The sequence below is a fragment of the Microcoleus sp. B4-D4 genome, from assembly GCF_036705185.1.
Taxonomy (GTDB): Bacteria; Cyanobacteriota; Cyanobacteriia; order Cyanobacteriales; family Microcoleaceae; genus Microcoleus.
In genome coordinates, this window is sequence record NZ_JAUBTX010000026.1 from 76,659 (window position 1) to 89,859 (window position 13,201).

The 13,201-nt window shown below is 46.3% G+C and carries 8 protein-coding genes; 6 read left to right on the forward strand and 2 right to left on the reverse strand.

The window, feature by feature from the left end; all coding sequences use genetic code 11:
• Positions 1–2,400: S8 family serine peptidase (locus QUB13_RS19115; protein ID WP_333383487.1), on the reverse strand; the 2,400-nt coding region annotated here is incomplete at its 3' end.
• A 645-nt stretch (positions 2,401–3,045) separates the two neighbouring features.
• On the opposite strand from QUB13_RS19115, the gene QUB13_RS19120 reads away from it, so the two are divergent.
• From QUB13_RS19120 to QUB13_RS19130, 3 genes are all read left to right on the forward strand, one after another.
• Positions 3,046–5,856, forward strand: coding sequence for a chloride channel protein (locus QUB13_RS19120; RefSeq protein ID WP_333383490.1), 2,811 nt, complete (start codon positions 3,046–3,048; stop codon positions 5,854–5,856).
• A 147-nt stretch (positions 5,857–6,003) separates the two neighbouring features.
• On the forward strand, positions 6,004–7,125 hold the full coding sequence (locus QUB13_RS19125) for a glycosyltransferase family 4 protein (protein WP_333383493.1): 1,122 nt from the start codon (positions 6,004–6,006) through the stop codon (positions 7,123–7,125).
• Between the two features lie 10 nt (positions 7,126–7,135).
• Positions 7,136–7,369 (forward strand): hypothetical protein, encoded by a 234-nt coding sequence (locus QUB13_RS19130; protein WP_333195650.1) that lies wholly within the window; start codon positions 7,136–7,138, stop codon positions 7,367–7,369.
• Between the two features lie 201 nt (positions 7,370–7,570).
• Here QUB13_RS19130 and QUB13_RS19135 read toward each other — a convergent pair whose 3' ends face one another.
• The gene (locus QUB13_RS19135) at positions 7,571–8,506 is read right to left on the reverse strand and encodes an exopolyphosphatase (protein WP_333383496.1); all 936 of its coding nucleotides are present in this window, start codon (positions 8,504–8,506) and stop codon (positions 7,571–7,573) included.
• 66 nt (positions 8,507–8,572) lie between these two features.
• Here QUB13_RS19135 and bioF point away from each other — a divergent pair, with 66 nt between their 5' ends.
• The 3 genes from bioF to QUB13_RS19150 all read left to right on the forward strand — a co-directional run.
• Positions 8,573–9,748: an 8-amino-7-oxononanoate synthase gene (bioF, locus tag QUB13_RS19140; protein WP_333383499.1), complete on the forward strand. Its 1,176-nt coding sequence runs from the start codon at positions 8,573–8,575 to the stop codon at positions 9,746–9,748.
• A 238-nt stretch (positions 9,749–9,986) separates the two neighbouring features.
• Entirely contained in the window at positions 9,987–10,136 is a 150-nt protein-coding gene (gene pirA, locus QUB13_RS19145; RefSeq protein ID WP_333087062.1) for an arginine synthesis PII-interacting regulator PirA, read from the forward strand.
• A 1,080-nt stretch (positions 10,137–11,216) separates the two neighbouring features.
• Positions 11,217–13,201: PAS domain S-box protein (locus QUB13_RS19150; protein ID WP_333383502.1), on the forward strand; the 1,985-nt coding region annotated here is incomplete at its 3' end.

The following is a 13,201-nucleotide window of genomic DNA, read 5'->3' on the forward strand; positions in this document are numbered from 1 at the left end:
TGGAGTCGGAGTTGTTGGAGTAGGTGTTGTTGGAGTAGGTGTTGTTGGAGTCGGTGTTGTTGGAGTCGGTGTTGTTGGAGTCGGTGTTGTTGGAGTCGGAGTCGGGGCAGTAATTACATTCTTGCCTGACGAGGCTGGGGGAACGCTGAGAATGTCAGCGCCAAGCAGGTTTCCGACGTTTTGGAATTTGCCGCTAGTAGGCAAGAAAAAGTCTTCAATGGTCAAATCTTCGCGTGATTCTAACTTCCCATCAGCATTCAAATCGATCAGCAAATCGTTGCCTTCTTTGGCAGTTCCGTTCTGGCCTGCTGCGAGGGTTTTTGTCAGGGTGGCGTTGTTGAGGATTAAATTATTGGCGGTGCCACCAACATTTTTAATTTTGCTGCCTCCTGCTGTCTGGGCATCGAGGATGTAAGTAGTGTTTCCGGTGCTTCCGACTAGGGAGTCACTACCGCCACCGCCGATCAGGATGTCGCCGTCACCAACGGCGACGATGGTATCCTTGCCGCGGCCGCCGGAGAGGGTGTTGGCTGCATCGTTACCGACTATTGAGTCATTTCCTTCGCCTGCGAAGGCATTTTCGATGATGCTGCCGGGGGCAATGGTGAGGGTTTGAGGAGCGAGTTGTGTGCGCCCTGTTACATCTCGACCCGGTAGGGTACTTGTTGCACCGGGTGCTAGGTTGATCGTAACGTCGTCAGTGATGGCCGCAACGTTGATGATGTCGTTACCGGCGTTGGTGTCGCTGAGAGTTTTGCGAGTGGCATCGGTGAAACTTGCGAATTCGTTCGTGTAGATGTAGGTGTTGTCGGTAATTAAGTCGTCACCGTACAACCGTAAAGTTGCGCCTTTGAGTTTGCCGATATTGTTGCCGGTATTTTTTGCGTCGTTGGTGGCGCTATTATCTGAAATGTTCAACGTCCAATTGCCAAGACCGGTTTCTCCCCAGTGGCGAGCACTGCTGAAGGTGTAGTTGACGGTTTTGTCTTTGAAACCCTGATCCTCTTTCTTTTCACCTACCGCGCTGAAGTAAGGGACGCGATCGAGAATTATACTCTCGGTTGTGTCGGGAGAAGTGAGCTTAACTACTAAGTCTTGAAATTGACCGTGCTCGATATCCAAATCTAGTTCGAGCTTGTCGATGTTGATGCCTTGATTAATGTTGAAAGTTTGAGTAATTCCTGCGGGGTTGTTATCGAGAATATCCAACGGTGCTGGCAGGGTCAAATTGGCAAGTTGAAATTTCTCATTTGCCGCAGTTGCTGCTTCATTTTTGGCAGTTCCCGATCGCGGCTGCCAACTTTCAGCCAAACGTACTGCTGCTGTGGCATCGACTAATCCGAAGCCGTAGTCGTGGTTGACGTGGAGTCCGCCGCCGTTCCAGTTTTTAGCACTGTTAAATGTCCAAGCATCGTTACCGGAGGCAGTTTTTTGGGCATTGGGATCATTTTTGCGGGCTGAGTAAGCCAGGATTTCCTGAACGTCGCGGTAGCCGAGTTTGGGATTAGCTTCTAGGATTAAAGCGCTCACCCCCGAAACCATCGGTGCTGCTGATGATGTGCCGTTAAAGTTGTTGGTGTAGTTGAGATTGTCAAAATTGTCTCCGCTGTTTTTGTTGTAGCCCTCGTTTGCAGTACGATCGAGCGTGACAATACTGCCTCCATCACCGAAAGCTGAGACGAGAAGCGGCGCACCCGGATTGCTGTACGGGGCAAAAACTCCCTTATTATCGATCGCTGCTACGGCAATTGTATAGCGACTGTTTGGCAAATTGCTTGAGTTGGCATTTCCCCCCCGCTGTTCCACTCCTGCTGTCAGGTTAGGGTTAACGTTTTCGCGATCGTTTGCCGCTGACCAGACAGATACTGTTCCCAACTTATTGCGGCCGTTGGTGACAGCGTTTTTGATGGCTGCAACAAAGGCGGTAACATCTGAAAATTCAGACAAGCCCCAGCTATTGTTAGAAACGTCGAATTTATCCTGGGCTTGTAAACTGGGAAGGCGGCTTTTATCGGAAAATTTATAACTGGCGATTGTTGCTTGATAAGCAACACCTACTGTACCAAGATTGTTTCTTCTAGCTGCAATCACTCCAGCTACAGATGTACCATGATTGTCACTAGCCGTCGCTGGAAAGGGGCCGCCTTCGCTGTCTGGCAGGGAAAGCGATAGATCGAAGTTGCCTGCAAAGTCTTCGTGATTGCCGTCAATAGCATCATCGATGACTCCGACTTTGATGCCTTTACCGGTATACTGCGGCCACAGAGGGAGTACATTGACATCAATGCCGGGAGTGCCTGGAGTGACATTATTATTGGCTACTCCCTGTCCGTTGTTGAGCAGCCACCACTGCTCCTTAGCTAGGGTATTTTTTAAGTCGTCCGGAAATTTATTGGTCACAACAAGGCTCACACTAGAATTTGCTGAACTGCTATGGGCATGGGGAGAGGTCGATCGCACTTCTTCACTGAGACTAGCGATCGATACCCACATCCCCCATAAGATATATTTTTTCATGGATCGGTTGCGATCGCTTAAATAATTTACCGGAAATAAAAATTACCTGTTACAGTTCACAAATATCCAACTGCATATAGAACCCAAGCGATCGCGGGTTGACTTTCGCTATCTCTCTTATTTCTGGTAGTGGCTGTTTATACAAGTCGGAAAAGTCGGAAAAGTCGGAAAAGTCGGATATTTGGCGATGAGGGCGGTTGAGGGTTGACTTGTGAGGGTTATTGTGTTGTTATTGCAATTGAATTTGCCTTCAGGGGCGATCGAATCCTCAACAAAGTGAATCTCAACAAATCAGGGAAGTAGTTCTTCCGTACTTGTTATGGTAAATGGACTGCTGGGAGCTCTTCGACTGCTATGAGCTATGAGCGATCGCTGGCAAGATATCAAATGGGTTCTATAAACATATAGAATTAATCTGCGTTAATCTGCGTGAACCTCCGGTTAAAAATTAGTTATATTTTGCCAAGTTGAACGATTTTTCGCTAAAGTGCGATCGAGCATATAATTCGCAGGCAATAAACGCTATTTATGCCGTATATTACTATCCCTAAACAATTTAGGGAACCTTCCAGGGTCATCGCATCTCAACTGTTTTTACGGCCGAAACGCCTCGCTATTTTTGAAGCTTGTCTGATCGGGTTAATTTCAGGACTGGCTGGCGTTTTGCTCAAATCAGGAGTTGGATGGCTGGGCAGTTGGCGAGTTGCTACCTCGACAGTAATTCCAGCTTGGATATTACTGCCGGGCGTCGGTTTATGCGGCGGGTTGCTGACAGGTTTCTTGGTTGAGCGTTTTGCTCCCGAAACTGCCGGCAGTGGCATTCCTCACGTCAAAGCTGCTCTCGGCGGAGTCAATCTTTCCTTAGATTTGCGAGTAGCAGTCGCCAAACTTCTGACCACTATTTTAGCAGTTGGTTCCGGTTTAACTTTAGGAAGACAAGGCCCCACCGTGCAAATAGGAGCATCTTTAGCAGGCTGGATCGGTCACTTGATGCCCACTTCCCCAGACTACCGCCGACAATTGATTGCTTGCGGTGCTGCGGCGGGATTAGCTGCAGGTTTCAATGCTCCCATTGCAGGAGTTTTGTTTGTAGTTGAAGAACTTCTGCACGATGTTTCGGGATTAACTTTAGGGACTGCAATTATCGCTTCATTTATCGGTGCAGTTGTCTCGCAACTTTTGGGGGGCGACAGTTTAAACTTGAACCTTCGCGAGTACCCAATAACTTTTCAAGCTCACGAAATCCCGTTTTACATACTGTTAGGAGTTTTAGCGGGAATCCTGGGAGCTTTGTTCGGCAAAGGGATTATTGCTAGCTTGAAGTTTAACAAGCGAACCCTCAAATTGTCCTTGCCCGTGCGAATTGCTCTAGCTGGTCTAATCTGCGGTTCAGTAATAGCTTTTCTGCCAGAAACTTTTCGCAACAATACAGGATTGCGGGAGTTTTTGCTGACCGGAGAAGCCAACATTACAACGAGTTTAACTGCTTTAGCAGCTCATTTTTTTCTGACCATTATTTCCGCTGCTTCTGGAGCTCCGGGAGGATTGTTTTCTCCTTCCTTAGTTATGGGTTCTGCACTAGGTCAGATTGTGGGAATTTTGCAAGCAAATTCCCTTGGTGTCGGTTTGCCGACAACCTATGCTTTGGCGGGAATGGGAGCGTTTTTTTGCGCTGTTTCGAGAGCGCCGATTACTGCGGTAGTAATTGTGTTTGAAATTACGGCGGATTTCAAATTAGTGCTGCCTTTAATGATCTGTTCTGTAGTTGCTTATTTAGTCGCAGAAAAGGTAGATAGCGGCTCGCTGTACGATCGCCTTTTGGAGTTGAACGGCATTCAACTAACAAAAGATAAACCTGCCGTTGATGCTTTGAGCGACTTGCACGCAGCTAACGTGATGCAGCGCCGAGTCGAAACTCTTTCGAGTCTGCTGACTTTCGATGAAGTGATGCAGGCTTTTTCGCGATCGCACCACCGAGGATTTCCAGTAGTAGACGGCGGAAAATTAGTGGGAATTGTCAGTCAAACCGACTTAGCCAATGCCAGCAAACGCAATTTTTCCGGCAACTCCCTGCTGAAAGAATTTATGACTGTACAGCCGATCGCAGTCAAAGCAACCGATACTTTAAGCGAAGTTTTGTACAGGCTAAACAACTACAATATCAGCCGCTTGCCGGTGGTAGAAGGCCGCCGTTTAGTAGGAATTATTACCCGCAGCGACATTATCCGAGTTGAATCCAATCATCTCAGCGGAGAAACAACCCTGGGCCCGCATCCAGAACCTTCCTATGTAGTGTATCAAACCAGAGCTCCGCAAATCGGCAACGGCCGCTTGTTAGTGCCGCTTTCCAACCCGCAAACAGCGCCGGCTTTGCTGCGGCTGGCGGCGGCCATTGCGCGCGATCGCCATTACGAACTAGAATGCCTGCAAATCATCATAGTACCGCGCAACAGTTCCCCCTCAGAAAGCGCAGTGCGGACTACAAAAAGCCGTCGCCTGCTACAACAAGCCGAGCGAATAATTCGCAATTGGAACTTGCCAGTACACACCCAAATCCGGGTAGCTCACGACGTACCTAACGCGATTTTGGAGACAATTAAGGAGCGACATATAGACTTAATTTTAATGGGCTGGCAAGGCGAATTATCCACAAGAGAACGCATTTTTGGCGATGTTGTAGATACAGTTATTCGGCAAGCTGGTTGCGAGGTGGTTTTGGTGAAATGGAGCAAACAATTATTAATAAGAAGCCCAAAAAATGTGTTCTCAACCAGGAGCGACGGGGGAGAATATGCCTCTAAAGAATGGCAGTTAAATGCCGCAAAAGTTGATGAGGCAGAAAATTCTACATTCGCGGCATCAAGTTCATCAGCGACTCCTGAGACAGAACTTTTGCCGCCGAATTCTGACATTCCGGTGCCAGAATTGGGACTGCACACGTTGATGAGCTTGCGGCGCTGGTTGGTGCCTATTCGCGGTGGTTACAAACAAGCTGCAGCTTTGCGCCTGCTACCTGCTTTAGTGGCTGCGAGTTCAGTACCGGAGATTAAATTGTGTCAAATTCACCAGCCTTCTGTTGCAGAACCTTCGCGCGACGAATTAAAGCAAGCTGCGGAGTTTATTCAGCGCCGGGTTAGGTGTTCGGTAATCGCGACTGCGGTTTGCGCTACATCGGTTTCTGATGCTTTAATCGATCAGGCTCAGAACGATCAGTGCGATGCGATCGTCCTAGGAGCGAGCCGCGAAGGGCTACTGAAACAGGTAATTCACGGGAACATCCCGGAAGCCGTGGCGCGCGGGTGCGACTGTACAGTTATTTTAGTGCGATCGGCAAATTAGTCATTAGTAATCGGGCTGTTGACTGTTGACTGTTAACTGTTAATTACTAACAACTAACAACTAACAACTAACAACTGCCAACTAACAACTAACAACTGCCAACTAACAACTGCCAACCAACAACTGCCAACTGCCAACTGACTAACAATGGTTCACTTTAACGTCGGCTTTGAAAACTTTAATTCCTTCGCAGACATTACCCTATCCTTGGCGAAAACATTAGACAAAATGGAAATTCCCATTTCAGTCGCACCATCGCCAATCGCCTCTCACATCACCCGCAATTCCACAGCAGAAGAAAACCACCTACTAGCAAAGTGGATGAACGCCGTACCATCAGATTTATTTCAGATCAAGTGGTCTCATTACTGGAAACCTTATTTTCTCAAAGAACTTAACGGACATCTCAACTTAGAATTTTTTGCCATTAATTACGAATTCACCAGAAACGATGATAATTATGATTATTGGATTTATGATGCAGTCAATAATTCATCCCACATTTTAGCCGTAAGCGAATATTCTAAAAACGTTTTAATCAAAGCTGGCTGTCCCGACAAAAAAGTCTCAGTCGTGCCTTTAGGGTTCAATCCTTTAATCTCGCAGCTTTATTCTTACAAACCGCATCAACCCAAAAAAGATATAAAATCTATTCTGCACATGACCAATTCTTATGATTTTTATAGATTTGGCACCGACCTCGCCATTCAAGCATTTTATCAAGAGTTTCAAGATGATCCTAACGTAGAATTAATTATCAAAGATGGCGGCAAAAATCCTGATGTCATAGTGGAACATCTTGTAAAGATTGAAAAGCAATTTGGCAAGTCTAAGTCAAAAGTTTACATAAAACCTAAATTTTTTACCAAAACAGAACTAGCTGATTTATACTTATCAGCAGATGCTGTTTTAGCTCCGTTTCGCGGCGAAGGTTTTGCGATTAAAATTTTGGATGCCTTTGCTGCTGGCTTACCCGTGGCCATGACTCTGTACGGAGGCCCGACGGACTACGCCAATACTGATAACTGCTATCCCATTGCTTACGATCTAATTCCCGTTGGAGAGTGTTACGATACTCAGTATCTGAAAATCAGAAATGCTCCTCATTGGGCAGAACCAAATGTTCAGTCTGTTCGCGAGCAATTGCGAAAAATTATTGAAGACCCGATGCGTTTTGAGATAGCTCAAAAAGCTAGAGAGACGGCGGATTTATTTAATTGGAAAGCAACGAGCCAAAAATTGCTAAAATTAATGCGAGAGTTGTTTTAGGAGCGGAATTATGGGACTCGAACGCAAAATGTTTAGGGGAATGTTTGCACCTAGCGAAGTCGTACAATTGAAACAGCCTTGTTTTACTCCTGGGCGGTTGTTTGAACCAGGAAAATATAATGCGGCCGATTTGCCGGATGTAGCTTTTGATATGGGTTTAGTAGACCATTTACCCCCAGTCAAAGGCAATAGTCCAGCAAATCTCAACGCCCCGAACCCACAGCCTCAAAACCTTGATGAATAAACTTCCGGTTTGAGGGTTCGGACTTCAGTCAGAAAAATTCAAACAATCAAAAGACCTCTTGCACTCATTCCCAAATTATCTTGAAATAATCTGCGTTTATCAGTGTTTATCTAGCTTAAATCTGCGCTTGAAAAATCGAGTTCGGATTTATGCAAGAGGTCTAGAAACTAATGTCTAGACTGCAAAAAAGATCGAGCCAATTTAACCATTTTGCTCGATCTGGGCAATTAACTCCTTCAAAATCTTACTAGCCTTATCATTTTCAATCTGACAAGTTCCGGCGTTCTGATGCCCGCCACCACCATATTTTAACATTAACTCCCCAATATTAGTTTGAGAAGTTTTGTTAAAAATTGACTTACCAACTGCGAAAACCGTATTTTGTTGTTTCAGGCCCCAAAGTACGTGAATCGAGATATTGCACTCGGGGAATAAAGCATAAATTACAAAACGATTCCCTGCATAAATCACATCTTCGTTACGCAAATCCAAAACAACTAATTTATCATAAACTTGGGCGCAGCGCTGTATTTGCTCTTTGAATTTTTCTGATTGCTCTAAGTAAAGATCTACTCTTTCTTTCACATCAGGAAGCTGCAAGATTGAGTCGATAGTATGACTTTTGCAGTAATCAATTAACTGCATCATTAACTGATAGTTGGAAACGGTAAATTCTTTAAACCTGCCCAACCCAGTTCTAGCATCCATCAAGAAGTTTAACAGCACCCATTTTTCCGGGTCTAAAACTTCTTCTTGGGCAAATTGAGCGGAATCTGATTTGTCAACTGCCGCCATCATTTCCTCGGAGACATTGGGAAACTTTGTTTTGCCTCCATAATATTTGTACAACACTCTAGCTGCTGAAGCTGCATAGGGGTCGATAATGTGATTGATTTTGATTTTTTCGTGTCTGAGAGTTTCGCTGAAATGGTGGTCGAAGGCTAGATAAACTCCTTCAACATAGGGCAAATTGGTGGTAATATCGTTATTTGTTATGTCGATTTTTCCGTCCTGCATATCTTTAGGATGCACGAATTTAATCTCGTCGATCAAATCGAGTTCTTTGAGCAAAACGGCACAGACAAGACCGTCAAAGTCGCTGCGGGTGACTAATCTGTATTTTTTAGTGAGTGGCATATGCTTTGGTGATGCGGAGGAACTGATCACCCGCTAATATAACTTATTACCCGATCGCTAAACAATATGAACGCAGACCCTTACGCTTGGATAGAGAAATCCCTGGACACTGTTCGCCGGGCCGATTGGTATCGATCGCCCCAATCGATCGAAAGTTGCCCCGGCCCTGCGGTAAAATTAGGAAACCGCCGGCTGATTAACTTTGCCAGCAACGATTATCTCGGCCTCGCGGGGGATGACAGGCTAATTCAAGCGGCTGTGGCTGCAACAAAGGAATTTGGTACGGGCGCGACGGGTTCGAGGTTGCTCAGCGGACACCGCGATTTGCACCGACAGCTAGAACAGGCTATCGCTAATTTAAAACAAACCGAAGACGCTTTAGTATTCAGTTCGGGATATTTAGCGAATTTAGGGGCGATCGCCTCGATTGTCGGCAAGCGCGATTTGATATTATCTGACAAGTACAACCATTCGAGCCTCAAAAACGGAGCAGCGCTCAGCGGTGCAACAGTGCTAGAGTACGATCGTTGCCATCTTGAGGATTTAACAGCCAAACTAAAGCAAAATCGGACAAAATACCGCAAGTGTTTAATTATTACCGATAGCGTATTCAGCATGGATGGGGACTTGTGTCCGCTGCCGCAGTTGTTAGCTTTGGCCGGACAATTCAACAGTATGGTATTAGTAGATGAAGCTCACGCTACAGGAGTTTTCGGTGCTAGCGGTGCTGGTTGTGCAGAACATTTCGGGTGTCAGGGATTGCCGCTAATCCAAGTGGGCACGCTAAGCAAAGCTTTGGGAAGTTTGGGTGGCTACGTTGCGGGCTCTGCGGCTTTAATTGACTTTCTCCGCAATCGAGCTGCAACTTGGATTTATACTACCGGATTAACCCCGGCTGACACAGCGGCAGCTTTGGAAGCTGTGAGAATTGTACAGCAAGAACCAGAACGCCGAGTGCGGTTGCAGCGTAATATTGAAACTTTCAAATATTGTGCTACCAATCGACAATTACCAATTAACAACTCCCTCTCCCCAATTTTCAGTTTGCCCTTAAAAGATGCAGCCACAGCTTTAACAGCCGCCAGCAAACTCAAGGAAATTGGTATTTTTGCTCCAGCGATTCGGCCTCCGACTGTAAGTGTAAGCCGAATTCGGATTTCGCTGATGGCAACTCACGAGCTCGCACACCTGCAGCAGTTGGTAGAGGCTTTGGAGCAAGTTTTGAGTCTTCAGTCAATGTAGGGTGTGCGCTGCGTACCGCTTGACTAAATATAGTTGAGTTTGTAGGTGCGCGCTTCGCCCTGCTTTAGATTGTGGGAAATGTTAAGATATCGCTATTGACTTATCGCAAATACTGTAGGTTATTGCGGTCGATCGCTCCACAAGTGTAAATTTTTTGTAAATTTAGATACTTTTTGCAATTTTGCGCTATATTAGAGAAGTAGTCGGTACACCAAATTAAATATAAGGAATGTCCATCATGAACACAAATCGCAAAAACGTACAAAAAGTAGCTGAAACCCACCGCAATAACATTCACAAGCAACTGATGCACCGCATTGAAGTAGCTAGAGCCAGCGGTAATCAAGATTTGGTTCGGGTGCTGGAAGAGGAAATGAAACAGTTGTAAGAAGCTGCCACTAGAATTTGCCCGCAGTCTGGTTTAGAGGGTTGTGCGAGAAATTGCAGAATTCCGGCAACCGCTATTCGTTAAATTTTCACTCCTCTATTTGTTGATAGAAAAAAAACCGATTTCTTGATGAAACCGGTTTTTTTTATTTATAAGGAAAAAGAAAGAAGGAAGAGGGGACGCACAAACTCTATTTGTAGGGTGCGCCTCGGCGAACAGAGCCTTTACAAATAGCGGATTGAACCATTTTTGGCGTAAGTTATTAAGTCAGAAGGAATAGGGAAGAACGGAGAACAGGAATTATACTGCATTGCTTTTATTTTTACACTATCTGTAGTTGTAAACTGCGCTGAGGCGCACCCTAGTAATAACTACAGGACTAAAGCCCCTCACCCATAACTTTAACCAGTCAGGATCACTCACCAGTTGACAGTCGCGACTAATATCAACTCCGGTAGCATCGGAATTAATATTACCCACAGTCAGGACACGGCTTGGCCTTAGTCCCTACGATAATCGGGGTAGGGACACTCTTGCTCTCGCGGTGTCCTCCGTATCATTCCGATGCAACCGGAAACGATATAACGACCAAACTCAATAAGCGCACGAATGACGTACACTCAGGTGTGTGCTATTAGGAATGAAAATTGAGCAATTACAAGCGAGAACTCAAGCAATTAATCGGGAGAGAATCTTGCCAGTTCCTTCAAGCTAGAATTCAAACAAATCATATTGCTTGCCATGAACTTGTGTGGTTGCTCAAAAGTTGAGCCGATAAAAATGGTCAAATAATATATCAAATTAAACATGGGTTGCTATTAAGTTATTTAATTCAGCAACTAAAACTTCCCGTTCGATGTTTATTGTCTAATTTTTTGGTGCTGGTACACCGATCTGTGATAGTTGCGTAACTCCTGGTAATATTGAAGAGGGATTGAGATAGATTTTCATGGTTGACTGAGAAAGGCAGCTTTGCCAAAATTTAAGAGTAGCAAAAATGCTTAACGGAAAAAGTTGAACTCTATAAAGCGGAACATCGGGGTGGCGACAGCAAAATCCAAAAAATAATAGGTAAAACTGATGGCGACAGACATCCGACACCAGCCGGAAAACGGCTACCACTCAGATCCAACTCAGCCTTCCCCAAGAGAAAATCTGAATAGCCGATCGCCTATGCGTTTGGAGCGAACCCTCAGTTCTTTAGAAACTTGGGGCTTTGGCCTGACTTCTCATCTCGGTTGGCTGAGCATTGCGCCGACGCTCCAAGGCGCTCTCGGAACTGGGGCGCTTTTAGTCTGGTTGCCTGGAATGCTCGTCGGTATGATGCTGAACTTGCAAATGAAACGCTTAGGCGAGCATTGGCCAAACGTAGCCGGAGGAACGCCGAACTATACCACTCGACTGCTAAAAAACTACCCGGCTATAGGACTTTATGCCGCCCTGGGATATTACATAGGCTGGGCTTGTGGTGGGGCGTTTAACGCCATCCTACTCACAGACACGATCGCCATCAACCTGGAGCCATTGGGGATTACTTTTCCGAAGCGGCTATTGCAAATTGGATTTACAGTGCTACCCCTGATTGTGGCTTGGAGCGGCACTAGGGGGTTGAGCATCCTGCATTTATTTTTCATCATCCCGGCTATTGGATTCTTATTTACTTTTTCCGTTCAAGGGTTGGGCTGGTTAGCCTTCTCTCCAAGCAGTCCGGGCTTTTTTCCCACCACCGTGCCGAGCGTCAGCTTTTTGGACTGGCTAAAATGGTACTTCTTTGCAACGATTATAGTTTATGCCTGTGAAACGGCTGCTTCATTTGTGGCTGATAGCCGCCGTCCTGGGGAAACGCTGCGGTTTTTGAGAATCTCGACGGCTTTTATGCCTTTGACCTTTCTGGGTGTTTCCTGGATCGTGATGCGATCGCCCATTACTCCAGAGATCGCCGCCAATCCGTTCTCAAGTCTGATAGTAGCAGCCCGACCTTTCTGGGGCGATTCAGCTCCCCTGCTCGTAACATTCCTAGTCTTCTCCGGCTGGCTGCTTTCTTCGACAACTTGCTTTTCCATCAGTCCCCGCATTTTGTATCAACTTGCCGTAGACGGAAAGATTTCCCCCGTCTTCGCTGTGGTGTCTCGACGGGGAGTTTTTGGCCCGGCCCTGATGGCTACGCTGTTTGTCAGCCTGTTCTTTCTAATTTGGGGGGACTTAGCTCATATAGTAGTCGTGGCAGGTATTAGTTACCTGGTCTCGATTATGGCAGTCCATCTAGCACTGTGGCTGCAAAGAAAGCGGCCAGAGGTTCTGTGGCCGTGGTGGTCTCTAGGCTTCTTTATGGTAGAGACGGTTGTTTTGGTTTGTGGCGGATTGGCTTGGGGGTGGCAAGATTTCATCCTGGGTCTACTGTGTCCGATCGTCTTGTGGGCAGCGGATGGGGCGATGCGACGCATAAACTTTCCCCCCTTCCATGCGGAGTGGTGGATTAAAGTTTACAGGACGCAGAGCAATCGCCTGGTCGCAGATTTTGTAACGTTTCAGGTGGTAATCCTGATTTTACTGGTCTGTAGCGCTGTGGCGATCGGTTGGGGTTCTGGGATCAGATTAAACGCTAACTCTAGTGTTGGTTCTAATCTTTTGCTGGCGCTGCTTTTGTTAGTTGCTTTTGTGGCGGTGGCGATCGCCTGCTGGACGAGTTTACCCCAAGTCGTCTCAATGGATGAAGCACGAGAGGGAGCAGAACAGCTATTTACCATTGCCCTAGATGCGATCGTAGTGCTCGATGAAAATGGTGTAATTCGTCAGACTAATCCCGCTGCTGAAAGCGTCTTCGGAATAGATTCTACTAGGCTGATTGGGTCTCACCTCAACAAATTACTACCCCAATTGGGGGCTCAGCCCGATCGGTGGCTCAGTCGCAGCGAACAAACTCTCAGCCAACCCGATCGTAGCTCGCGCATTCTAGAAGTTGCCATTTCCGACCGATTCTCTCAAAGCGCTTCCCTTTCCAATCAGGATCTGCAAGAATATGTGGCGATCGTCCGCGATATCACCGATCGCAAACAAGCCCAGTC